At 59.0% G+C, this 24,242-nt stretch carries 21 protein-coding genes and 1 tRNA gene; 8 read left to right on the forward strand and 14 right to left on the reverse strand.

The genetic code is table 11. The features are described 5' to 3' along the window. Nucleotides 1–152: 152 nt before the first annotated feature. Complete coding sequence (locus tag J2046_RS13325) at nt 153–3,038, reverse strand: Rne/Rng family ribonuclease (RefSeq protein WP_210052497.1); 2,886 nt, start codon at nt 3,036–3,038, stop codon at nt 153–155. Nucleotides 3,039–3,769: 731 nt separating this feature from the next. On the opposite strand from J2046_RS13325, the gene J2046_RS13330 reads away from it, so the two are divergent. From J2046_RS13330 to J2046_RS13345, 4 genes are all read left to right on the forward strand, one after another. Continuing rightward, on the forward strand, nt 3,770–4,915 hold the full coding sequence (locus J2046_RS13330) for an N-acetylmuramoyl-L-alanine amidase (protein ID WP_210052814.1): 1,146 nt from the start codon (nt 3,770–3,772) through the stop codon (nt 4,913–4,915). Between the two features lie 252 nt (nt 4,916–5,167). Next, nucleotides 5,168–7,624, forward strand: a complete 2,457-nt coding sequence (locus tag J2046_RS13335; RefSeq protein ID WP_210052499.1) for a penicillin-binding protein 1A — start codon at nt 5,168–5,170, stop codon at nt 7,622–7,624. A gap of 109 nt (nt 7,625–7,733) precedes the next feature. Beyond that, nucleotides 7,734–8,865 (forward strand): peptide chain release factor 2 gene (gene prfB, locus J2046_RS13340; RefSeq protein ID WP_161784755.1). Its coding sequence is split into 2 segments (ribosomal slippage): nt 7,734–7,802 and nt 7,804–8,865, totalling 1,131 coding nucleotides; the frame shifts between segments, so codons are not numbered across the junction. Between the two features lie 133 nt (nt 8,866–8,998). Continuing rightward, nucleotides 8,999–9,592, forward strand: a complete 594-nt coding sequence (locus J2046_RS13345; RefSeq protein WP_210052501.1) for a LysE family translocator — start codon at nt 8,999–9,001, stop codon at nt 9,590–9,592. A gap of 180 nt (nt 9,593–9,772) precedes the next feature. Here J2046_RS13345 and J2046_RS13350 read toward each other — a convergent pair whose 3' ends face one another. After that, nucleotides 9,773–10,975, reverse strand: a complete 1,203-nt coding sequence (locus J2046_RS13350; RefSeq protein WP_210052503.1) for a multidrug effflux MFS transporter — start codon at nt 10,973–10,975, stop codon at nt 9,773–9,775. Between the two features lie 171 nt (nt 10,976–11,146). On the opposite strand from J2046_RS13350, the gene J2046_RS13355 reads away from it, so the two are divergent. Further along, nucleotides 11,147–11,803 (forward strand): TetR/AcrR family transcriptional regulator, encoded by a 657-nt coding sequence (locus J2046_RS13355; RefSeq protein WP_210052506.1) that lies wholly within the window; start codon nt 11,147–11,149, stop codon nt 11,801–11,803. A gap of 4 nt (nt 11,804–11,807) precedes the next feature. Here the strand turns inward: J2046_RS13355 and J2046_RS13360 are convergent, their stop codons facing one another. Beyond that, nucleotides 11,808–12,581: an NAD kinase gene (locus tag J2046_RS13360; RefSeq protein ID WP_210052507.1), complete on the reverse strand. Its 774-nt coding sequence runs from the start codon at nt 12,579–12,581 to the stop codon at nt 11,808–11,810. A 253-nt stretch (nt 12,582–12,834) separates the two neighbouring features. On the opposite strand from J2046_RS13360, the gene J2046_RS13365 reads away from it, so the two are divergent. Together J2046_RS13365 and J2046_RS13370 are read left to right on the forward strand one after the other, a co-directional pair. Then, nucleotides 12,835–12,910 (forward strand) — tRNA-Thr (locus tag J2046_RS13365). A 108-nt stretch (nt 12,911–13,018) separates the two neighbouring features. Then, nucleotides 13,019–13,810 carry a hypothetical protein gene (locus J2046_RS13370; RefSeq protein ID WP_210052509.1) on the forward strand — a complete coding sequence of 264 codons (792 nt, stop codon included), beginning with the start codon at nt 13,019–13,021 and terminating at the stop codon, nt 13,808–13,810. A 95-nt stretch (nt 13,811–13,905) separates the two neighbouring features. Here the strand turns inward: J2046_RS13370 and J2046_RS13375 are convergent, their stop codons facing one another. From J2046_RS13375 to J2046_RS13425, 11 genes are all read right to left on the reverse strand, one after another. Next, nucleotides 13,906–14,415 (reverse strand): hypothetical protein, encoded by a 510-nt coding sequence (locus tag J2046_RS13375; protein WP_210052511.1) that lies wholly within the window; start codon nt 14,413–14,415, stop codon nt 13,906–13,908. Nucleotides 14,416–14,425: 10 nt separating this feature from the next. Beyond that, nucleotides 14,426–15,145 (reverse strand): hypothetical protein, encoded by a 720-nt coding sequence (locus J2046_RS13380; protein ID WP_210052513.1) that lies wholly within the window; start codon nt 15,143–15,145, stop codon nt 14,426–14,428. An 11-nt stretch (nt 15,146–15,156) separates the two neighbouring features. Further along, nucleotides 15,157–15,870 carry a hypothetical protein gene (locus tag J2046_RS13385; RefSeq protein ID WP_210052515.1) on the reverse strand — a complete coding sequence of 238 codons (714 nt, stop codon included), beginning with the start codon at nt 15,868–15,870 and terminating at the stop codon, nt 15,157–15,159. Next, complete coding sequence (locus J2046_RS13390; RefSeq protein WP_210052517.1) at nt 15,861–16,607, reverse strand: terminase large subunit domain-containing protein; 747 nt, start codon at nt 16,605–16,607, stop codon at nt 15,861–15,863. The genes J2046_RS13385 and J2046_RS13390 overlap by 10 nt, the downstream gene beginning before the upstream one ends. After that, nucleotides 16,604–16,792, reverse strand: coding sequence for a hypothetical protein (locus tag J2046_RS13395; protein ID WP_210052519.1), 189 nt, complete (start codon nt 16,790–16,792; stop codon nt 16,604–16,606). Before J2046_RS13395 ends, J2046_RS13390 begins: the two co-directional genes overlap by 4 nt. Next, a complete protein-coding gene (locus J2046_RS13400) occupies nt 16,789–17,310 on the reverse strand; it encodes a hypothetical protein (RefSeq protein WP_210052521.1) in 522 nt (173 codons plus the stop codon). Before J2046_RS13400 ends, J2046_RS13395 begins: the two co-directional genes overlap by 4 nt. 764 nt (nt 17,311–18,074) lie before the next feature. After that, a complete protein-coding gene (locus tag J2046_RS13405; protein WP_210052523.1) occupies nt 18,075–19,646 on the reverse strand; it encodes a TOTE conflict system archaeo-eukaryotic primase domain-containing protein in 1,572 nt (523 codons plus the stop codon). After that, nucleotides 19,643–20,251, reverse strand: a complete 609-nt coding sequence (locus J2046_RS13410) for a hypothetical protein (protein WP_210052524.1) — start codon at nt 20,249–20,251, stop codon at nt 19,643–19,645. The genes J2046_RS13405 and J2046_RS13410 overlap by 4 nt, the downstream gene beginning before the upstream one ends. After that, complete coding sequence (locus J2046_RS13415) at nt 20,241–20,465, reverse strand: helix-turn-helix transcriptional regulator (protein WP_210052526.1); 225 nt, start codon at nt 20,463–20,465, stop codon at nt 20,241–20,243. Before J2046_RS13415 ends, J2046_RS13410 begins: the two co-directional genes overlap by 11 nt. Nucleotides 20,466–20,562: 97 nt before the next feature. Next, entirely contained in the window at nt 20,563–21,249 is a 687-nt protein-coding gene (locus J2046_RS13420; protein ID WP_210052528.1) for a hypothetical protein, read from the reverse strand. Beyond that, nucleotides 21,246–22,568, reverse strand: coding sequence for a site-specific integrase (locus J2046_RS13425; protein WP_210052530.1), 1,323 nt, complete (start codon nt 22,566–22,568; stop codon nt 21,246–21,248). Before J2046_RS13425 ends, J2046_RS13420 begins: the two co-directional genes overlap by 4 nt. A gap of 587 nt (nt 22,569–23,155) precedes the next feature. Between J2046_RS13425 and J2046_RS13430 the strand changes: the two genes are divergently transcribed. Beyond that, nucleotides 23,156–24,196 carry a substrate-binding domain-containing protein gene (locus tag J2046_RS13430; protein ID WP_210052532.1) on the forward strand — a complete coding sequence of 347 codons (1,041 nt, stop codon included), beginning with the start codon at nt 23,156–23,158 and terminating at the stop codon, nt 24,194–24,196. Nucleotides 24,197–24,242: the final 46 nt, after the last annotated feature.

Raw genomic sequence — 24,242 nt, forward strand, 5'->3', positions numbered from 1 at the left:
ATTGGATTCATATTCAAGCAGTTGGGGGCGTTTCCGGAATCTCTCTGACAGGTCGTTGAATCGATTTCTCACCTCGAGGAGAGGTGGAAGGCCAAATGAAAAACGGCCGCTCACGAGCGACCGTTTTGTTCTATCCGGCCCGATGGCGCGGCTTAGAAGAAGCCGCGGCGCTGCCACCAGCCGGCTTTCTTCGGCTTTGTCGGCTCGCCGCTCGAGGTTGCCACCTCGGAACTCTTCACGACGGCCTCGGCCGATGAAGAGATGTTCGAGGCGCGGTTGGCGCGGCTCGGCTTCGCATCGCCAGCATCGGCCTGTTCTACTTCCGGCAGAGGGGATTCCTCGGCCGTCACTTCAGCGGCAGCTTCAGGCTCCACGCCCAATGCAGCCTCGACCTGCTCGATGACAACCTCCACCGGAGCAGTTGCCTCCTCCATGGGGGATGCCTCCGTCTCTGCCGTGGCTGCGGCCTTGCCGCGACGGGAGCGACGTGGCTTGGCGGCAGCTTTGCTGGCCGGAGCTTCTTCCGTCTCGGGGGATGTCTGCACGGCTTCCACAGCGACTTCCCCGGAGGCTTCCGTTGCCTCCACGGTTTCACCTTCCCCGGATCCATCGGCTTCCGCACCTTCTTCGGAACCGTTCAGTTCAGGGATTTCATCGCCGTTACGATTGCGGCGGCCGCCGCGCTTGCCGCGGCGGCGGCGCTTGCGCTGGGAGCCTTCGTCCCCCTGGTCGTCGGAAGTTGCGGTGGTTTCGGGCGAATCGTCCTCGCCGTCGTCGCCTTCGTCTTCTTCGGTCATGGCGTCGTCTTCGGAGCCGGTCGGCGCGGCCTGGGCCTCGCCTCCACGGTCACCGTTACGGCCGCGGCGCCGGCGCCGGCGCTTGCGCTTGCGTCCACCCTGTTCCTCACCCGGCTGGGCACGGTCCTGAGGAGAAGCTGCCTGTGCTTCAACGACCTCTTCATCCTCTTCCTCGTCCGACTCGATGACGTAGTCATCCTCTTCGTCGACGGGAAGTGCAGCGAGTTGCATCAGGCTTTCGATCTTGACCGGGTTTTCCACCGGTTCGCCGCGGTCGATGGCGAAATGGCTCGAGCCGATGCTGATGTCCGATTCGATGAAGATCGAGACGCCGAAACGCTTTTCGTAATCGGTGACTGTCGCGCGCTTCTGGTTCAGCAGATAGAGCGCGATATCCGGCGTGGTGCGGACGTTGATGTCATGCGTGGTATTTTTGAGCAGATATTCCTCGACACCGCGAAGCACATGCAGCGCGACGGACGACTGTGAGCGCACATGGCCGGTGCCGCCGCAATGCGTGCAAATCTGGGTCGTCGATTCGAGCACGGAAGCGCGAATGCGCTGGCGGGACATTTCAAGCAGGCCGAAATGCGAGATACGGCCGACCTGGATGCGGGCGCGATCGTTCTTCAGGCAGTCCTTGAGCTTCTTTTCGACGGCGCGATTGTTGCGCTTCTCCTCCATATCGATGAAGTCGATGACAATGAGGCCGGCAAGATCGCGCAGGCGAAGCTGGCGTGCCACTTCTTCCGCCGCTTCCAGGTTTGTCTGGAGCGCGGTCTCCTCGATCGAATGTTCGCGGGTCGAACGGCCGGAGTTGACGTCGATGGCGACGAGCGCTTCGGTCTGGTTCATGATGAGATAGCCGCCGGACTTCAGCGTCACCTGCGGCTGCAGCATTCGGTCGAGTTGCGCCTCGATGCCGGAGCGCGAGAAGATCGGATGCAGATCGCGATAGGGCTGGACCACCTTGGCATGGCTCGGCATCAGCATCTTCATGAAGTCTTTCGCTTCACGATAGCCTTCCTCGCCGGAAACGATGATCTCGGAAATATCCTTGTTGTAGAGATCTCGGATTGACCGCTTGATCAGCGAACCTTCCTCGTAGACGAGGCATGGAGCGGTCGAATTGAGCGTCAGCGTACGGACGTTTTCCCAAAGACGCATCAGGTATTCGAAGTCGCGCTTGATTTCGACGCGGGTGCGGTTGGCGCCGGCGGTACGCAGGATGACGCCCATGCCCTGCGGTACGTCGAGCTCGCGGGCGATTTCCTTCAGGCGCTTGCGATCCTGCGGGTTGGTGATCTTGCGGGAAATGCCGCCGCCGCGTGCCGTGTTCGGCATCAGTACGGAATATCGGCCGGCAAGCGAGAGGTAGGTGGTGAGCGCAGCGCCCTTGTTGCCGCGTTCCTCCTTGGCAACCTGGACGAGCAGGATCTGACGGCGCTTGATGACTTCTTGAATGCGGTATTGCTTGCGTGGCTTGCGGACAACGCGGTCCGGAACCTCTTCCATCGCATCTTCGGCGCCGACCGATTCGATCACTTCCTTCTCATGGCCGTCGTCATCGTCGTCATCGTCGTCATCACGACGATGACGGGTATCGACATCTTCCGAGATCGTATCGGTATCGACCATGGCGGCCATTTCACCGGGCGTGGAGTCTTCGTCGTCGCTATTGGAAACGGTGGCCGTTTCGCCCTTGGACGCTGTGTCTTCGGCGACAGCCTCCACCACCTTCTTTCGGGAGCGGCTGCGCTTCGGCTTGGCCTTCGGCCTTTCCGCCTCTTCGCCGGTAGCGGCCTCTGCCTGAACCGGCTCGGCTGCTTCCGCGACCGTCTCGGTCGGCTGTTCACTCTCGCCCGGCCCGGCGGCGATGCCGATGTCTGGCTGTTCCTCGTTGGCGAGATCGATCGCCGGATCGGCAGATTCGGCCTCGGCGATCTTGCGCTGGTCCTCCGCCTCCTGCTGCATCAGGGCCTGACGGTCGGCCAGCGGTATCTGATAGTAGTCGGGATGGATCTCGGCGAAAGCCAGAAAACCGTGGCGATTGCCGCCGTAGTCAACGAAAGCGGCCTGCAGGGAGGGTTCGACCCTCGTCACCTTCGCCAGATAGATATTGCCGCGTATCTGCTTCTTATGTTGTGATTCGAAATCGAATTCTTCGATGCGGTTGCCGCGAACGACGACTACGCGCGTCTCCTCTTCGTGAGACGCGTCGATAAGCATTTTGTCTGCCATTGAAATTCTGCTCCTCGGCGCTGCCGAGGGCGTGCAGGAAAGTCCATGGTGAGGACTGACCCGTCATGCAAAACGGTCGTTGCGCCGGATAAAGATGTTCCCGTCGGGCGCGGTTGTGGCGGCAACCGGAAAGATGACGGGGCTCCTTGCTCCCTTGATCTTCCCAGGTACTGAAAATTGTGCCGCGACATCAAAAACCAAACGAGAATGACGATACCAAAGGCCCTCGGGCCCGATGAATGTGCTCGGTTATGAGCGATGGGTGGCACGCCACCCCGGATTGTTCCGGCCACCGCCGGATAGATCGAGTATCAGGAATAAAGTGTAGCGACGGCGGATGACTGTCGGTCTTCGGCGCCGGGTCCTCGTTGCGGCTGGCAGCCAATCGGCAGACTATCCCGTCAACACTTTAACCTTCATGCGCGTTGTATGGTTTATCTGTCACAATAGCAAGGGAAAAGCCAAGTTCGCCATATTCTGGATGGAATTAGGTTTCCTATGGATGGCAAGGAGCAGGCGGTTGATTCGCATCTTTCGACGTGCAAATGCCTTCCGGATCGGACAGTTTGATGCGGGTTAACCGAGGGGCGCCGGGGGCTTTGGATGCAGGTTTCTGTTTGAGGGCGGGAGTGAAGGCAAGTGCACAGGAAGCCTGCGGCGCGGACCCGAAAGACATCTGGGCGCGAATCGCGGTCGTGTTGCCGATTCTGATCGGCTTTGTCGCGGCATTCATGCCCGCCTTTGCGCACGCAGCGGCGACGCAACCGCTTCTTGCTTTCAGTGCGCGGGTCGCCGGCGACGATGCGCGCACACGCATTGTCATTGACTTTGAAAAGAAGCCGGAGTTTTCGGTCCATTACCTCGCTGCGCCGGAGAGGGTGATCGTCGATCTGCCGGCGACCGCCTTCGGGTTTCCCGCCGAAGAACTCGCGGCCCGTGGCCTCTTCAAGGACATTCGCTACGGCACGATGGACGAATCGAGCGCCCGTATTGTGCTGACGGCCAAGAAGCCAGTGAAGCTTGTGCTTGCCGAAGCGCAGCCGAACGACAACGGTAGCTATCGCCTGGTACTCGACGCCGAAATGACATCGAAAGATACCTTCGCCAATCTCGTCAAGACACAAAGCTGGGAAATGCCGACCGAAGCGGCCCCGGATGCGCTCGGGCTTGCCGAGCATGACAATGTCTTCACCGTGGCCGTCGATGCCGGCCATGGGGGGATCGATGCCGGTGCTGCAGGGGCGGGGACCAATACACCGGAAAAGACGATCACGCTTGCCTTTGCCAAGATGCTGGCCGAGCGGTTGAACGAGATCAACGGTATCAAGGCCTTCCTGACGCGCGATGACGATACCTTTCTGTCGCTTTCTGAACGCGTCACGCTCGCTCGCCAAGGGCGTGCGGATCTCTTCGTCTCCCTGCATGCCGACACGCTGGCGCAGAAGGATATCCGTGGTGCGACCGTCTACACGCTTTCCGACAAGGCTTCCGACCGGATGGCGGAAAATCTCGCCGCCCGCGAAAACCTGTCCGACGAGCTTGCCGGCTACAGTATCAAGAGCGGCCCTCCGGAGGTTGCCGACATTCTGCTCGACCTGACGCGCCGAGAAACGCAGGCGTTCTCGATTGCACTCGCCAACAATGTCGTCGAGTCCTTCGAAGGCCAAGTCGGACTTATCAACAACCCGCATCGTTACGCCGGTTTTCAGGTGCTGCGCGCGCCTGATATTCCGTCCGTACTTTTGGAGCTCGGGTTCCTGTCCAACCTTGAGGATGAGAAGCTGCTGCTGGACGAAGGCTGGCGGGAAAAGGTGACCGGTCGACTTGCAGATGCCGTCCGACGCTATCGGGATCGTGCCCTGGCAAACGGAGGCTGATGCGCCGCTCGCGTGGCCGCCCTGCCACAAGCGGCGGCAATGTCGGGCCGTTGGTTGCAGAGGGATGGGATTTGGTGGCTCAAGCCCTATTTTACTCACATTCGGGCGGTTACTCGGTGAATATCAAATGCAATGGATGACGGACGATTGATCCGCTTTTGCCTTGCGCTCATGTAATCACCGTGCAAAACGCCTCAATCCGTGCGATGGTGTGTTTCACGCGCCGAAGGAAAGCCGAACGGTAGCTGCGATATGGTCAGATTGATTGGTTATCTCTTTGGATTGGCTTGCGTCCTGTTTTTGGTCGTGGCTGCCGGCGTGGGTATTTATCTCAGCGGGATGACCAAGGATCTGCCGAATTACGAGGTGTTGGCTTCCTACGAGCCGCCGGTCGCCACCCGCGTTCATGCCGGCAACGGCGCACTCATGGCCGAATACGCCCGGGAGCGGCGGCTCTTTTTGCCGATCCAGGCGGTTCCGGACCGTGTCAAGGCTGCCTTCCTGTCTGCGGAAGACAAGAATTTCTACAATCACCCCGGCATCGACATCACCGGCCTTGGTCGCGCAATCATCACCAACCTGCAGAACCTCGGCTCCGGTCGCCGTCCGGAGGGAGCATCGACCATCACCCAGCAGGTCGCGAAGAACTTTCTGCTCACCTCCGACCAGACGATCGACCGCAAGGTCAAGGAGGCTATCCTCTCCTTCCGCATCGAACAGACCTATTCGAAGGACAAGATCCTCGAACTCTACCTGAACGAGATCTTCTTCGGCCTGAATTCCTACGGCATTGCGGGTGCTGCGCTCACCTATTTCGACAAGTCGGTGACGGAGTTGACGACGGCGGAGGCCGCCTATCTGGCAGCCCTTCCGAAGGGGCCGGCGAATTACCATCCCTTCCGCCGGGAAAAGCAGGCGATCGAGCGCCGCAACTGGGTTATCGATCGCATGGCGGAGAACGGTTACATCACTCAGGCCGATGCGGACGATGCCAAGAAGCAGCCGCTCGGCGTCAAGCCGCGCCGCAGCGGCACTCATCTTTTCGCCTCTGACTTTTTTTCAGAAGAGGTCCGCCGCCAGATCATCGAGCGTTATGGCGACAAGGCACTCTACGAAGGCGGGCTTTCGGTCCGCACCTCGCTCGATCCCGATCTGCAGATCATCGCGCGCCATGCCCTTCAGAATGGTCTTCTCGATTATGACGAGCGTCGCGGCTTCCACGGCCCGATTTCCCAGATCGGCATGATGGGCGATTGGGGACCGGAACTTGCCAAGCTGCCGTCGCTCCGCGACGTGCCGGAATGGAAGCTTGCGGTCGTTACCGACGTTTCGGCGCAATCCGTTTCGGTCGGCCTGCAGCCGTCTATCGATTCGAACGGTAAGGTTGATCCCGCTCGTGAAACGGGGACGATTGCCGCTGACGACATGAAATGGGCCTTCCGTGACGCGACAGGCGCACGCAAGACGGCGAAGTCGCCGGAGGGCGTGTTGAAGCCAGGTGATGTCGTCTATGTCGAGCCGATTGATGAAGCGGCAAAGACCTACCGGCTGCGCCAGCCGCCGAAAGTGCAGGGCGGTTTCGTGGCGATGGATCCCAATACGGGGCGTGTGCTCGCGATGGTCGGCGGCTTTTCTTATGCGCAGTCGGAATTCAACCGCGCCACGCAGGCGATGCGCCAGCCCGGTTCGTCGTTCAAACCTTTCGTTTATGCGGCAGCGCTTGACAACGGCTACACGCCGGCCTCTGTTATTCTCGACGCACCGATCGAGGTCGTTTCGGGCGGCCAGGTATGGAGGCCGGAAAACTATGGCGGCCAGTCGGCCGGCCCATCCACGCTCAGAACAGGCATCGAAAAGTCCCGAAATCAGATGACCGTGCGCCTGGCCCAGGACATGGGGATGGAATTGGTCGCCGAATATGCCGAGCGTTTCGGCATTTACGACAAGATGCTGCCCGTGCTTGCCATGTCGCTCGGCTCCGGCGAGACCACGGTCATGCGCCTGGTCTCAGCCTATGCCGTGATCGCCAATGGCGGCAAGCAGATCAAGCCGACGGTCATCGACCGCATTCAGGATCGCTACGGCAAGACGGTCTTCCGTCATGAGGAGCGCACCTGTGAGGGCTGCAACGCCAACGACTGGGCGAACCAGGAAGAGCCTACCGTGATCGATAATCGCGAGCAGGTTCTCGACCCGATGACCGCTTACCAGATCACGTCGATGATGGAAGGTGTTGTTGCTCGCGGTACGGCCGCAGGCAAGATTCCGGTGAAGGACCGTCCCGTCGCCGGCAAGACCGGGACCACCAACGACGAAAAGGACGCATGGTTCGTTGGCTTCACGCCGAACCTGGTCGCAGGCCTCTATCTCGGCTTCGATACGCCGGCGCCCCTCGGTCGCGGCGGTACGGGTGGTTCGCTCTCCGCGCCGATCTTCGGTCAATTCCTGGCGGAGGCCGCGAAGCTGATGCCGGCGGAAAAGTTCCATGTGCCGGAAGGCATGCAGTTCATCGCCGTGAACCGCAAGACCGGCATGGCGGCCATGGAAGGCGAGCCGGATACGATCGTCGAGGCCTTCAAGCCCGGCACGGGACCGGCCGATGTCTTCCAGGTCATCGGTGAGGGCGAATATATGACCCAGGACCAGATTTTCAACAATTCGCCCCAGGCCCAGCAGGCCGTGACTTCGGGCATGCCGGGTCTCTTCTGACCGTATTACCGGTAGGTCGTATATCGGACGCGGGCTTTACATCCGGGTCCGGTGCAACTATGTCCACGGCACCTTTAAATTCCAAACATAGCGAGTAAGAGCAAGCGCAATGCGTGCGGAAATCATCAATGTAGTCGACGAAATCAAGCAGGCCATAAGCCTGCTGAGGAGGCATCTTTGACTGGGACCAGGCGGTAAGACGACTGGACTGGTTGAACAACAAGGCAGAGGACCCAAACCTCTGGAACGATGCGGCTGAAGCGCAGAAGCTTATGCGCGAACGCCAGCAGCTCGAGGACGGCATCAGCGGTGTGAAAGTCCTCGAACAGCAGCTCAAGGACAATATCGAGCTCATCGAACTCGGCGAGGAAGAGGGCGATGAATCGGTTGTCCGCGAAGCCGAGGATGCCTTGAAGGCATTGAAGGCCGAGGCGGGCCGGCTCCAGGTTGAGGCGATGCTTTCAGGCGAGGCCGATGGCAACGACACCTACCTGGAAGTCCATTCCGGAGCAGGCGGTACCGAGAGTCAGGACTGGGCCAACATGCTGCTTCGCATGTACATCCGTTGGGCCGAGCAGAACGGCTTCAAGGTCGAGGTGCTGGAAGTCCACGAGGGCGAAGAGGCAGGCATCAAGTCCGCGACGATCCTTGTGAAGGGACACAACGCCTATGGCTGGCTGAAGACCGAATCGGGCGTTCACCGCCTGGTGCGCATCTCGCCTTATGACAGCAACGCGCGCCGGCATACGTCCTTTTCGTCCACCTGGGTCTATCCGGTCGTCGACGACTCGATCAACATCGAGATCAACGAGAGCGATTGCCGCATCGATACCTACCGTTCGTCGGGCGCCGGTGGCCAGCATGTCAATACGACCGACTCGGCGGTGCGCATCACGCACATACCGACCGGTATCGTGGTCGCCTGCCAGCAGGAGCGCTCGCAGCACAAGAACCGCGCCAAGGCGTGGGAAATGTTGCGCGCCCGCATGTACGAAGCGGAACTGAAAAAGCGTGAGGACGCAGCGAATGCGGAAGCGGCGTCCAAGACCGATATCGGCTGGGGTCACCAGATCCGCTCATACGTGCTGCAGCCTTACCAGCTCGTGAAGGACCTGCGCACCGGGGTGGAAAGCACGGCACCGGGCGATGTGTTGGATGGCGACCTGAACGAATTCATGGAAGCCGCACTTGCGCACCGCATCAGCGGCAAGCCGGACGTCGCCGTTGCGGATGTAGACTGACGAAATGATGTCAAATTGATCCGGAGAAAGCCCTGTCCGCAGGGCTTTTTTGTCCACAGCATCTGTCGCTGCACGTTCGTTCAAGACATGGCATTTGCCGTCATGCTACCGGTTTCCCGATGGGAGACCGGTCATGGACAACATAGTCACCTTCCTCGGTGCCGCCTTCGCTCTGACCGGTAGTCCCGGGCCGAATACGCTGAGTATCGCAGCGGCAGGGGCCGCTTTCGGGGCACGCCGCAGTCTCGGCTATATGGTCGGATTGCTTGCGGGCATGATTGTCGTGATGAGCGCTGTCGCCGCAGGCTTGACCAGTCTGGTATTGGCCATTCCTAGTATGCTTCAGGTTCTGGCGCTGCTGGCGGCCGTCTATTTCCTCTACCTCGCCTGGAAAATAGCGACTGCGCCGCCGATTGACGAGGAAGCCGCAACGGGAAGAGCCCCCTCTTTTCCGGGCGGTGTCTTCCTGTCGCTCGTCAATCCGAAGGCCTATGCCGCGATGGGCGCTTTGTTTTCCGGTTTCACATTGGCCGTCGCCGATCCTGCAACGGACGCATTCTTCAAGATAGCTGTGCTGACGCTCGTGATCGCGGCAGTCAATCTGGCCTGGTTGTTTGTCGGGGCCACGCTGACACGTCTGTTTCGGGATCCTTTGGCCAACCGGATCGTCAACATAATTTTCGCGGCGCTTCTTCTCCTGTCTTTGCTGCCGGCTCTGATCCGGTAGGGAAGCTTCTGCCAGGCAGCAGCGGCTTGTCGCGGAGGGCACCTCTTGATGAAGGCGTTTATCGGCTGCATCGGCGGCAAGCCGAACATCTTGCGGCGGTATCAATTGAACCTGCCCTGAAGGAAACAAAACGGCCGGGCTTCATTAGGCCCGGCCGTACTGCTTTGAAAGAGTCGCCTGCTATTCAGCCGCAGCCATGGCGCCGGCCCGGCTGCGCAGGACGACCAGTGACAGCAGGAAGACGATCGTTGAGCAGATCGCGATGATCGTGATCATCGGCAGCGAGGTGCCATCGACGAACAGGCCGCCAACGCCGACGATGATGGCGGATGTCACGAACTGGATCGTACCCATCATGGCCGAGGCCGTGCCGGCGATCCGCCCATGATGTTCCAATGCCAGCACGGCGGCCGTCGGAATGATCATGCCGAGAAAACCGTAACCGCCAAACAGGAACGCCGCCATCACGTCGAGCCGGTCGATACCGAGCGATGTAACGAATGCCAGCGTGACCATCATCGCCGCATAGCCGAGCACAGCGCTGCGGATCACTTTCCTGAGCCCGATCTTGCGGGAAAGCCAGCCGTTCAGCTGCGACATGCCGATGAAGGCGACTGCGTTGCAGGAGAAGACGACGCTGTAGAAGGAGGGCGAAAGCCCGTAGTGCTCGATCAGCACGAAAGAGGAATTGGCCACATAGATCATGTAGCTCGACATGCCGAAGGAGGCGATGAAGACGAGCCCGAGATAATAAGGATCCTTAAGCAGGGTCACATAAGATCGGAGTGCGCTGCCGATACTGCTTTCGCTGCGTGCCGCGGGCAGGCGCGTCTCCTCCAGGAAAAACGTAGCAACGACGAGACCGAGAGCCCCCGCGCCGACCATGACCCAGAAGATCAGTCGCCAGTCGCCGAAGACGGTGACGATGCTGCCAGCAAGCGGTGCCAGGATCGGCGAAACGCTGAAAACCAGCATCAGCCGCGACATGAGTTGGGCGGCGGCGGGGCCGGTATGCAGGTCACGGACGATGGCGCGTGAGATGACGACGCCGGCGCAGGCGCCCGTGCCCTGCAGGAAACGGAAGGCGATCAGCCATTCGATCGAAGGCGACAGCGCGCAGCCGATGGCGCCGGTGGCATAAAGCATCAGGCCCACATAGAGCGGCCGCTTGCGGCCGAACATGTCGGAAAGGGGACCATAGACGATCTGCGATACCGCCATTGCAGCGAAAAAGGAAATGAGGCTCGCCTGCACCGCGTGGCTGTCGGCGTTGAGGCTGGCGCTGATGGTGGGAAGAGCGGGAAGATACATGTCGAGGGCGAAAAGCCCGATAGCGGAGAGCAGCCCGAGCGATAGGGCATGCGACGGTACTCTGCTTTGCATTGGAAAAAACCTTTCCCGTCACCACATCTGCCGTGATACGGGGCAGGGCGGAAGACGATTATGGGAGATGAATATGAAAGCCGGCCGCGGGCGGGGAGATAGGCTCAGTCAGTCATGTAAAACATTTTGGACACAATTGTCCAATTGGTCAAGTGCCTGTATGGTCATGTCATGAAAAATTCGTCTGCCGAACTCACGCACGAAGCCGGGACATGGCCGGCGCCACAGAACAAGCGCCAGGCGATCCTGAATGCCGCGGCGGATGTTTTCGCTGAGCAGGGCTTTGCCGGCGCAAGCATCGACGCGATTGCGGCAAGGGCAGGGGTCTCGCGCCAGACGATTTATAACCAACTGGGCGACAAGGATAATTTGTTCAAGGTCGTGGTATCGGAAATTACCGATCGCTCCAGCGCCGGTTTCTTCCGCGTCCTCGATACATTTCCCGTCGCACCACAGGATCTCGAAACGGAGCTGGCGCTATTTTCGGCGCAGCTTCTGCGCAAGGCCTTGTGCGATCCGAACGGTCGTTGGCTGCGCAAGCTCGTGGAGACGGAAGGCGCGCGCTTCCCAGAGCTTTTCGAGACCTGGAAGGAATACGGGCCTGGCAAGAAATATCCCGCGATTGCCGCCCGTCTCGCCCAACTCGCCCATGCAGGATATCTCGATATCGACGATCCGGGACTGGCGGCCCGTCAGTATATGGCGCTTCTGGCAACCGACCTGCGCTACGATCAGCAGATCGGCCGACAGACGCCGGAATCGGAAATCGATCGCATGGCGTCGGATGCAACGCGTACCTTTTTGCGCGCATTCGCCCGCAAGCGCTGAAATTTCAGTTGTTGAACTGCTCGGCAAGGATCCGGTCGGACCAGGAATGGTTTGGATCGGAGAGGATGCGCGCGGTGATGTCCGTCGATTGCGCCACGCGCACATGCAGGACCGACTTGACTTCCGCATTGTCGGCCACCGCATTGACGGGGCGTTTTTCCGGTTCGAGAATGTCGATGTCGACGCAGACATGGTTCGGCAGCAGTGCGCCTCGCCAGCGCCGCGGCCTGAATGCCGAGACCGGAGTCATGGCGAGCAGCGGCGCCTCGAGCGGCAGGATTGGGCCATGGGCCGAGAGATTGTAGGCGGTGGAGCCGGCCGGCGTCGCAATCATCAGGCCGTCGCAGATGAGTTCTTCCAGCCTCACGTGCCCGTCTATCACGACCTTCAGTTTGGCCGCCTGATATGACTGCCGGAAGAGATAGACCTCGTTGATGGCAAGTGCGACGGATGTCGAGCCGTCCTCGTTGGTGGTCGTCATCTTGAGCGGATGGAATTCGTTCTCGATCGCGTCGCCGATTCGCTCGCGGAGCTTTTCGGCGCGGTAATCGTTCATCAGGAAGCCGACCGAGCCGCAGTTCATTCCGTAGACGCTCTTTCCGGTGTTGATCGTCTCGTGCAATGTCTGCAGCATGAAGCCGTCGCCGCCGAGCGCCACGATCACATCGGCCTCCGCAGTCGGGACGTTGCCATAGAGACGCACGAGCTCTTCGAGGCCGGATTGCGCCTCCGGTGTTGCTGAGGCGATGAAGGCGAGCTTTTTCGGCTGGAACGACATGAAATGACCTTTGACGGTGTCGCCGACCGACGCGGCGCGCAACGGATGCTGTAACCAGTTGAGCTAACACGGCCCGGTGGGGAGGGTCATGCCGGCGGGACGGCCTTAGGTACAGGAAAAACCGGGTTCCGGACAAGCGCCTTGCGTCGTTGGAACGTGCCGTGGCGGCGCGAGCGAAATGGAAGGTTGATCTGATTGCGGCGTTTTTCCCTTTACAGGAAGGAAAAATCTGCTAACTCCCCGTTTCGAAAGTGCCCTTGTAGCTCAGTTGGTAGAGCACCTGATTTGTAATCAGGGGGTCGCGGGTTCGAACCCTGCCGGGGGCACCAAAAATCCTTCTAAATCAATGCGTTGTCAAGCCAACTAATTGAGCGTTAGCTGGAGAGGTTGCGGGGCTAATGCGGCGCTAACGATTCGGGTTGGAAGTGGAGGAAATCGTGGGTCTGCCAAAGCCATTTCGTCGCAACTATCGGGGCATGAAGGAGGGGCCAAACTCTGGCTACAGCAGTTGGGCATATATTCATGACCGCGAGTATGCAAAAAACGCAGAGCATTATGTGCGCGCGCTTCTCCTGATCCAAAACGATCTACAATCTATTTTTGAGTACGTGGAACCGGGTGATGAGTGCCGGACCGCATATTCATACAGGATCCATGCTCTCCTGATGCGGACGTGCATAGAAGTGGAGGCTAACTTCAAAGCGATCCTCGAAGAGAACACGTTCACAGCGCCAAGGAAACGGTCGCTTAATATGACCGATTATCGAAAGGTCGACGCTTCACATCATTTATCGTCGTATGAGGTGATGCTGCCTATTTGGAATGGGATACCACCAATCTTTAAGCCTTTCGAGCCCTGGAAGGCTGGACGCGGATTGCAGAGTAACGGTGGCGTTAGCCTGCCTTGGTATCAAGCCTATAACGCGAGCAAGCATGACCGTCATGACGAGTTTAAGAAGGCGAATCTAGAAACCCTCGTAATGGCTGTTGCCGGTCTTTTGGTTCTTGTATCCGCTCAATTCAACGATCAGGATTTCAGCGCAGGCCCGACTTCGCTCAGTGTTGGCGGTTATGATTTTCATCCGATGGAAGCATCCATCGGGGCCTTATTCCGAATTAAGTACCCTGATGATTGGGCCGATGCCGATCTTTATGACTTCGATTGGAACGCGCTGAAAAAACAGCATGACCGTTTCGAGAAAATCGACTTTGATGCCATCCCATATTAGCTTAGCGGCTTCTTTTCAAACTTTAGGACAAGCTGCCGTTTATGGGATCAGCCAGCCCACGCCGTATAAGGCATGGCGAAGCTATATCGCACTTTCTAGTGCACGTTCTTCAGCTTGGCTATTTCAGCGCTGAAGCCCCCCGGTGCCGCCGAGTCGGCCCATTTGCCGGGGGAGAATACCTCACCCTCGTCCTCGATCCAGTTCACCGCCGCCATTGCGGCCTCGCTGATTCCCAGCTTGCCAAGCACGATCACCTTCTCGTCGCGAATGCCGAACTTGTGCTGCGACATGAACACCGTGACGGCGGCGCTCAACAGTTCAGGTTTTACGAATCGGGCGAGTTGGGTGCGGATGGTGTCGGCCACCAGCCGACGATTCTGCTGGTCGCGCAACTTGGCGTTCTCCGCCATCACGTTGCCGCGCTCCACAACGTCGCTCAGGTGGGCGATAAGCTCCTTACGGCGGTCGGCATTGATGCGGATTTTGCCGTCGGCCTCCGCATAGTATTCGCGGAGTGCAGGATCGATTTCATCGAGGGTGGTAATTTCATCCGGCAGTTCCTGCGCCTGACGGAGAATTTCGGTCATGTCGATCTTGATGTTCATATCGGTCTCCTTACTCGGTGATGGCGGCAGCTACCGCCTGTTCAGCGCTGCGGGCATTGGACTGAGCCTCTGCCACGGTAACGGCTTGGTTGGTGGCCACTTGCGTGACGAAGCGCACAAAGGACTGTCCGCTGCGCTCTGTGGCATCCAGGGCGCTCTTCAGCCGGTCGCGCCGGGCCAACTCCTCGGCGTGGAACGTTGCGCCATAGCGATGCCGCGCCATGGCGTGCTTGGCCGGGGATATGCCGGATAAGAAGGCAGGTCCCCGGAGGACGGCTGAAATGATGGTGAGGTTCTTCTCGGCGAATGCGCTTTCGACCGCCTTATCGCGTTCGGCTTCCGGCATGGCGGCAAGGCGCGAGCGGATTTCTGCCTCCATGTTGAGAGCAAGCTGATCCTGCGGCGGTGGCGGAGAACCGACGCGCTGCTCCAGCGTGGCAATTTCCGCCTCCACTCTGGCTTTCGCCTCATCCAACTTCTTGGCTGATGCCTCGGCCAGCCGCAGAGCATTTTCCCGCAGCTTGAGAGCATTGGCATCGGGCGTCACCGTGCGATCAAGGCTCAAGGCGTCAGCAAGGGAAACCAAGGTTTCCGTGTTTTCCCGTGTCTTCCGCACGGCAGCCGCCAAGGTGCCGATCAGTGCATCTGCCACGATCTCGCCAGCGCTGTTGCGTGGCTGGAAGTGTTCCACTGTCGCTTCATGAATATCGATTGGTGCTTTCAACTTCATCTTTCCTGCTCCTAGTCGTACAGACCCACCATTGCGGACGCTGCAAAGCGCACCGGGGGGCGACGTGCCCACCAAAGGGCGATTGCGATGCTGAGAATGAGATCGTCATGCTTGCCGGTGCGGGCATTGTAGGTGGCGCGTCCGGCCTCAGACACTTTGCGGCGGAAGTCCTTCAGTTCCTCGGCCAAGGCTCCGGCATCGGTTAGATTTGCCGCGAAGCGCAATTCACCCACGTGCAGCATCGCATCAACGGTGCTGATCAGCAGTCCCTTGGGGACGTGCCAGCGACGGTTATCTGGATTGGTGATTTCGCTGCCTGCCGTAATGGCGACGCGCTGCGGGCGCATCCCGGCAGTTTCGAAGATATCGGAAACCGCCCGACCTACTCCGGTCTCGTCCACGACCAAGTCGCAACCGTCCCGCAGCGGCGGGCGACCAAGCAAGTCAGCAACCCGTTGGACGATCTGCGGATAAGGTGTGCCAAGTGGCACCCGCTCCAGATGGCGAACATCGAAGTGTTCCTTAACCTTCTGTCGGGTTTCACGGATGCTGCGGTTCAGTTCCCAATCGTCAAGGGGCGTCACCGAATGGTGAATTACCGAAATGGCGGTGGGATCGTTTGACTGGCCAAGGTCAACTCCCATGACAAAGCGATCACTGGCTTGCGCTGGGATGCGCCGCCACTGTTCGCCATGATATCGATAAGTCTCGCTCATCACATCCATAGCGGCTGGACCTCTTGTGAGAATGCCGCCTCGATGACAGTCAGGGGAAAGACCGCCTCCTCGGGATCGTGGAATTCCAACTCGTATTCCTCGCTGAATTTGATAGCGCCGAGCGCCCGCAGTTCTTCGGCAAGGTATTCAGGCGTGATCCGGGGGCATGCGCTTGCGGGAACCTTGACGCGCTCCCAGCCTTCATCACTTACCCATGCCTCATAGAACCAGCCGCGCTTGCCTGCTGGCGTGGTCAGCGCAATCAGACGGCTCTCGGGTTTGGTGGCCATCATCGGTCGAACAGCGGTCAGCAATTCGTCTTCCACACGTGCGGCCTCGTCCATCACCACGAGGTCCACCCCGGCAATTCCGCGGATGGTTTTCTCGGTGCCGGGCAAAGCCAGAATGCGAGCGCCGTTGGAAAGCTCGGCTCGCTGAGTGCTTTCGGCAGTGAGGCGCGGTGCTTCATGCAGCCGACTGAGGAAATTGATGATGGTGCGGAACAACTCGTTGGACTGGCGCTGCGTGGGACTGACAACGACGATCTGTGCCGCCGGAATGAACAGCACCGCATACAGCACCAGCAGAGCGGCGACGGTGGACTTGCCCGACTGCCGGGAGCACAGCAGCAGTGCGCGCCGGGGGTTGGACCGCAATAGGTTCGCTTGCCATAGGTCCGGCTCAAGGCCGCAGTCACGGGCAAGCAGAACGGGGTCCAGCGCGCGGGCAAGGTCCAAGGCCATCATGCGTTGTCACCCTGCGGTGAAATAGCTTCCGCGCGCCAGCAGCAAAGGGACAGGTGACGTGCTGCACAGGCTATGCGGGCCAACCAGCCGAAGGCCGCATAAGCGAGCGCGACACGCCCAATGCCGCCGTCGCAGCGGTTGCCCGGCAGGTGCCCTGCCAGCCACGTGTTCTGTTGGGCCATCATGTTGGGACAGCCCCCGTTGCCAGTTGCCGATCGGCCTCAATGGTGACCGCCTCGGCAGCCTTGCTTTCCAGTTGATGCAGGACGGCGGCTACGGCACTGCGGGCCTCGGGGAATGGTGCCAGTGCACGGACCAGTTCCACCCGCATTTCGACATAGACCGGTGACACCAGAATGTTGGTGACGCTCGTGCTGCCGGTGTTGAGATCGCCAAGCAAGCGGCCTGCCAGCTCAAGATTCTTGTGCAACTGGCTGATGACCCTTGCCGCCATACCGCTATCGCCCGCCGCCTCTGCCACGTCTAGCGAGGCATACAGCCGGTGCCGCAAGGCGACGAGGTTGGCCAGGAGGCTCTGCGACTCCGTCTCTCTCAGCTTGTCGAGGTCGAGGGAAATATCGGGACCCGCGAGGAGCTTTGCTCGAAGCTGCGCTGGCAGATGGCTCTTCGCATGGCGGCGCAGGCTATCGGCCCCGAGGGCGTAGCGCCGGGCAAGGGCCTCATACGAAACGCCACGGGCCAAGCCGAGGTCTATTGCCGCCCGTTCCCGGTGTTGGCAGACAGAGCATTGCGGCCCTCTTTTTCCCATCAGCAATTTACCTACAAAAACAGGCGGCGGGTTATTGACGGTAGCCCTGCGTTAGCCCATTCAATTCAACTGTAGGTAGTATATGTAAAAAGCCCTATGATTTAAAGCTGTTTAGCTTATCAGGGCCTCCTAATAGAATATTAGCCGGTCGAATTGCTGAGGATGGATGCGCGGGAGTGATAGGCAGTTGGCGCGGGATTTGTGGCGGTAGACATTAACGGATTGCTTCGATCCGAGGACTGTGCGGCCCCCGGGGGGGATAACTGTACTCTTATCAACCCTATTGATTAAAGGTAATGAGGGTAGAGACAAGCGTTTGAAAATACAGTATATAACACGTACGTACCCTTATAACCTTATTGACCTTACTACCCGCGCGCGCGTATATATGCGGGCGTATACGTGTAAATGGGGGTAATAGCTGTTACACCCCCGGATAAGCCGACCCATTGCCGTCACCTACGCCGCGCCAAACCCCAAACACCCAACATCGGCCGCCTCCGACCCTGGGCTGCCACCAGCGCTCGCGGCATGGTTGCAGACTACCTATATAGCCGCCAACCCTAAACGCGCTCCAGCGGTCCGCTATGGCGGCTTTTTTGGTTGTTGACCGCGCATGTTCATAAACGAAGGCGGCGCGGCAATGAATCCTTGCCCACGCCGCGCCGCCGTTACCCTTATTACCCCGTTGCCCACCCTCAGATCGGCGGCTTCTCCAGTTTCGGCAGCGGAATTTCCGGCGGTGGTTTAAAGAGATCGTCCGGGACGTAATAGATCTTGTAGTAATCACTTTTGATCTTCTTCTTCGTCTCGATAAGGTTCTCCTTGCCGATGGCCCTCCTGACCCAGCGGCCCACGATGTTTGGCTTAAGCTTGCCGAAACTGGTGGTGTGACCGTTCAGGAAGACGCAGAACTTATCGAACAGAAAATAGCGACGTCTCTCTTTCTCGTCGTGGAACGGTCTACCAAGGAGAACCTCCTCTAAATTCTCCGCACTGTGCTTGTTGGTCAAGAAGACGCGTAGCAATTCCCGCATCTCGTGTTCCTGCGTTTCTGCTTCCGGAATTTCTTCGAAAGTAGCTGCCGCCCGCGCTGGACGCAGAAGCTCGTACCATCTGTCCTGCTTTATCTGATCGAAGATGGCGCCTAGCTGTTCCGCACATCGCACATTGAACGTGTAGTAATGCATCACGTCCTTAACCGGCAATGTGATGTCGCCCCAGCCCCTCAGCGTGAGCCTCCATTCATCAGCCTCCCCCCCGGTTATCACAACGATCTTATCAATTACCGGGTAAGTTCTGCCATTGGTCATCAGGCGCGGTGGACCACCCTTCTTTTGCCCGGCGGCTAAGTTGGAGTGATACTGAGCATGAAAATCTGCATCGCTCTTGCCGCGCTCGTGCCATGCTTCCAGTACCTTCTGCTGCACGCCCGGATAATCGATGTCGATAGTGCTCGCCCATCTGCCAATGTCACGGGCGACTTGCATCAACGTGTCGTCCGCCTTCCCGCTGGGCGCTTCCGCCAGCTTCCGCAGCCAGCCGCCCAGCAGCGCCTCGAACTCGTCGGGCGTCGGTGACGTTTCGGCCTTCACCCCGGTCTTTGCCGGGGATGATACCTTCAGCGCCATGAGCGCATCCGGCGAGATACGAGCCCTCTCGGCAGCTTCAAGGAACTCGGGGACGGTCATGGCGAGACCGCTCCCCTTCACCGCGTACCGATTGGTGTTCTCGGCATCGAAGTACGGCATGTTGATCCAGCCGCCAGCCTTGTCGATGTCGGTGTTGCTGGTCTGCTTCGGGAAAATCTCTGTGTCTGGCGGATAGCCGAGGGCGACAGCGATCTCGATTAGCCGCTGCCGCAGACCGGCAGCGGACATCGGCTCTGCGAGGAAGACGTAGAAATGTGCGCCGCCCGATTTCGAACGGCAGACGACCAGCGGCAAGCCCGCCGCCTTTATCCGCTCGACCAGCGCACGATGATCCAAATCGTCGTAGGCATCGATATCGATGGCACCCCACTGGCAGGTATCGTAGGGCAGCAGCGGGCAGATGCCAAGCGGCTGTTCCCCGGCAAGATGTTGACGCCAAAGCTCCGGGGTCGGCCCGCCACGCAGCGTCTTCGCTGTTCTCTTGATTTCGACCTTGACGCCCGGCAGCGGCGTCGGCTCCGGCCTATAAGTGCCGTGCCAAGGACCACCGGCAAAAAGTTCGTGCAATTTTTCGGCAGGAGATGGGCGTCGCTCATCGTTAAGGAACGGTGCGGTCACAGCGGAGCCCTCCACCAATGACGCCATTCGGAAAGGATCAGCCTGGAATCGCGGAAATTCTCGGAGCACTCAGCATCTCTGAGCGTAAGACCAGCGTGGGTTATAGCCTCATGGTCGTCGGATTCGATCAGGCTAAGGTAAGCCCAGAAGTTTCCGAACTCTTCCTCGCTCCGGAAGCCGAAATCTGCGTAGGTTCCATAGCAGCTAGCTTTCGCGATCCGACGCCATTCCGTTCGCGCCAATGCATTGTCTATGCAGGTGTGACGATATTTGGCGTCGTCATGGCACCTCGGCGCGAGGTAGAGAACGAGGTCCTCGATGGGGCATAGCTCGTAAAAGCGACCGCCGCCAAGATGCACGCGATAGACCCGATATGCGGGAGCCGGCGAATGGCCACGCCCATCCTCATATGTGAAGAGAATACGCGCGCCTCCGTCAATGACCTTACCGCTGACTTGAACGTGTCGAGTTATACCCTCCGTACCTTTACGCCCGAGGGTAAAGACTGTATTTTGGTCGTTATCGAATTTCCTGCGAGGAACATCGAATTTACTGACCCGGCTGCGGCTGCCACCGCCTGCCGGGTTAAGTTTTTCAAGAGGCATTGGCGACCTCCTGCACTTCAACGAGACCACGCTGTACGTAGGCTTCGAGATCTGCCTTGCGATACATGACGCGCCTTGCGCCAACTCGGCAGAAGGCAGGTCCCCGTCGCTTATATCTCCACCACCGCAATGTTTCGACAGAGATCGGTGAATCTTCTCCGCCGAGGTATTTTGCTGCCGCTTCCGGCGTCAATAGTTCAAGTCCGTTTCCCATTGCTATCTCCTTGTTTGGGATATGCTTGAGCTTGCACGGACTAATTTACAGCAGCTAAGCGCGGGAGGCTGAACTAACCTTTTAAACGGGTAGAAAATTAGCCTTGGGTGGCGGCTCGTTTGATGTATCCGACCAACTCACGGAGCAAAAACGCGGGGCGATTCATGTCCTTCTTCAGTGCGGCAATCGCATAGCTGTTGCTCCTGTGACGCTTCTCGTCGCCTTCCTCTGTGCCGCGCAGGATTTCGGCGATCCGCGAGGTGTAGCGGCCCATGGTTGCCTCAGAGAGGAACGAAACCTCCACCGAATATTCTCTGCGAAGTATTCTATCGATCAGGACGAGATCGATGGAACTGGCTAGGTGGACGAACTTCTGCTCGGCGGAGGCCTTTTGCTTGGGTTTCCCTGTTCTTGGGGCGGATATGGCATTGTACTCTATGAGGAGGCCGATAAGCTTCACGAACTTGGGGGTCGCTGACCCGCCCTGAAGGTGTCTGGCGATCGACAGCCAGCGCCTCCCAGCTTTCGCCTTGTGGTTAATCTCGTTCAGGAGCATGGTCTTTTCCGCTTCCGTGACGTGATCACCGTCGTCCACAGCCCTGAGCAAACGGGCGTAGTCGTCGTCGCTGGTTTCCAGCCAGTCCTCGTGCTCGGCGTGGAGCCTGATTGGATAAGGTGGGCCATCAGCACTTTCGACTTCGTCCTCTAGCCAGTCGACCAGCTTACCAAAGGCGGCGAAGTCCTTGGAACTGGTCGGCCACTCCGGCTTCTGGTCGTCGCTCACTGCTGACCTCCACGGATAGGCACCACCTTGCCGTTGCTGGCGGCAGCCTTGATTTTCGCCAGCCGTCGCTCGGCCGTGTCCTCTGCCGTTGATGCCCAATCTTCATCATTCAAATGGGCATACCGCATGGCAGCGGAAGTGCTCTTGTGCCCCGCGATGCGCTTCTGCTGGGCAAGAGTGAGGGAACTGTCGTTATAAACCTGCGTCGAAAACCAATGACGGATCAAGTGCAATGAAGCATTCTCCCCGGCGACCACGCCCGCCTTCTTCATGACGCGCCGGAAGCCAGACCGCAGTACATCTACACGCAGCGGCAACTCGGGATCGGTCGCTGGGCATACCCATGGAGACCCCACGATCCGGGGGGCAGACTCCAAAAGGTCACGCGTCTCGCTGGTGATGGCTTTGCGCAGATAGCCGGTCTTGGTGTCGGGCCAGCGGATAAAGCGCCAGTCAGCATCAATGTCGGTCCATTTAAGGCCGCATATTTCGCCCGCACGACAGCCGGTAGAGAATAAGAGTTTAATAGCAAGGGCGACGTGCGACAGGATTTTCTCCTCGTGCAGCAAATCGTCTGTTGCGGTCAGCAGCCGGGCAACTTCGTTGTCGGTCAGCAGCCGGTCGCGCTGGCGGGTAGTGGTAAGCCTTATTTGCGCCGGGTTTGGCCCCGAGCGCAGCTTGGCGTCCTCAATGGCCCACCGCAGGGCGGTGGAGAGCACGCGAATGGCTCCGGTGGCTTGCGTTAGGGCAGGGGGCGCGGGCTTCTGCTCACCACCTTTGCGCTTCCTGCTGATGGAACGTGTGCGAGGGCGCTTTTTCAGTTTTTCATACAGCGTGGCAACGTCGTGAGTGTCCAGCGCATCGATTTTGATCTTGCCGATTTCGGGCTTGAGGATCTTCTCAACTATGCGCTCGTATTCGGTCCAGGTTTTCTCTTTAAGCTTCTTCTTGGCGTGCTCCGTAATGAAGGAGTCCAACACGTCACCAGTGCTGAAGGCTTGGCTCTTGCGGTCGGCCTCCCGTTGCGCATCCTCTCGCTCGGCGACCGGGTCCTTCCCCCGGTAATATTGGTTGGCCATCTCAGTTGCCTGATCAAAGGCATCGTCTGCACTGGTAGCTTTGATGGTTGCCCATTTGGGCTTGCCGCCGCTGCGGTACACGTAGACGAATGTCTTCGCGCCTGTTGGGCGTATACGGAGGCCGAAGCCCGTCAGGCGGCTATCCCAAATGATGCGGGTAGACTTGCCGTCAGGGTGCGGCAGGGCATTCTCCCAAATAGCCCGTGTCAGTTTCTTTTTCGGTTCGGCCTGTTTGCTCATCTCGGGTCCCTCGGGCTATCTTCCAGCTAACGCAGGCGTTAGCGTTAGCCAGCGCGCGCCAGCTCTTAACTAACCCATAAATTTGAGAAAAGCTAGCATCCTCAATTAAATATACGCCATTAGCAGCGCTTGGCTAACGCTGACAAGCTCATATGCAGGCTAATTTGTAATCAGGGGGTCGCGGGTTCGAACCCTGCCGGGGGCACCATTCTACACCATGAAATGGTACGCGGAATTTAGGCTGCCTCTCCGTTCACGGAGTAAATCAAAGACAGGATCGATTTAAAGCCGATACCTTGGTGCGGAGCCAGCGTTCGCGCCGATTTTGAGCGGCTGTCGGGTGTGCTGCGGGGATCGCTTTCCCGAACATGAACTTTCGGAACCAATTCCGGTTGGCCGCGCGATTCGGGCTTTCCTCGGCAACTCCTTGTAGAAATTGTGTATTTTCCCGGTCGGAGAGGGCCATCTTGGGACCGTTCACGGCCACGCAAAAGAACTGATATAAAACTGTCACAAAACTGTTATGCAGCCCCTATAGAGGGGAGGCGACGCCAGAGCGTCAATCCGAATTCTACGGGAGAAAATCCATGAAGAAGTATCTAGGAAGCTGCGCAGTCGCCGCAATCCTGCTGGCGACCGCAGGCGTCGCAACGGCTCGCGATCAGATCCAGATCGCCGGCTCCTCCACCGTCCTTCCCTACGCGTCGATCGTTGCTGAAGCCTTTGGTGAAAACACCGACTTCCCCACTCCGGTCGTTGAATCCGGTGGCTCGGGCGCCGGCCGCAAAAAGCTCTGCGAAGGCGTGGGCGAGAACACCATCGATATCGCGAATTCTTCTTCGCGCATCAGCAAGGCTGACATCGAACTCTGCGCCAAGAACGGCGTTGCCGAAATCCAGGAAGTCCGGATCGGCTACGACGGCATCGTCTTCGCCTCGGACATCAATGGTCCGGAATATGCCTTTACCCAGGCTGACTGGCACGCCGCGCTTGCCGCCAAGGTTGTGAAGGATGGCAAGCTGGTCGACAACCCCAACAAGGCTTGGAATGAAATCCGCGCCGACCTTCCGGCGCAGCCGATCCTCGCCTTCATTCCGGGCACCAAGCACGGTACCCGTGAAGTATTCGATGAAAAGGTCATCATCGACGGTTGCAAGGAGGACGGCACCTACGACGCTCATCTGGCTGCCAACAACGGTGACAAGGCCGCAGCAACCAAAGCTTGCATGGCGCTGCGCACCGATGGTGTCTCGATCGATATCGACGGTGATTACACCGAGACGCTCGCCCGGGTTGCCGCCAACAAGAACGGCATCGGCGTGTTTGGTCTGTCCTTCTACCAGAACAACACCGACAAGCTGCGCGTAGGCACCATGGCCGGCATCATGCCTTCGGTCGAGACGATCGCCAAGGGCGAGTACCCGGTTTCCCGCCCGCTCTACTTCTACGTCAAGAACGCGCATCTGGACGTGGTCCCGGGCCTGCAGGACTATATCGAGTTCTTCGTTTCCGACGATATGGCTGGCCCGAACGGTCCGCTGGCGGCCTACGGTCTGGTTTCCGATCCGGAACTGGCCAAGACCCAGGCTGCTGTGAAGGCACGCACTCCGATGGGGCCGCTGAACTAATTCAGACGCCGTTCCGGCGGCGTGCACGCGCCGCCGGTCTCTTTTC

Origin of the sequence: Neorhizobium petrolearium (assembly GCF_017873175.1) — a bacterium.
Taxonomy (GTDB): Bacteria; Pseudomonadota; Alphaproteobacteria; order Rhizobiales; family Rhizobiaceae; genus Neorhizobium; species Neorhizobium petrolearium.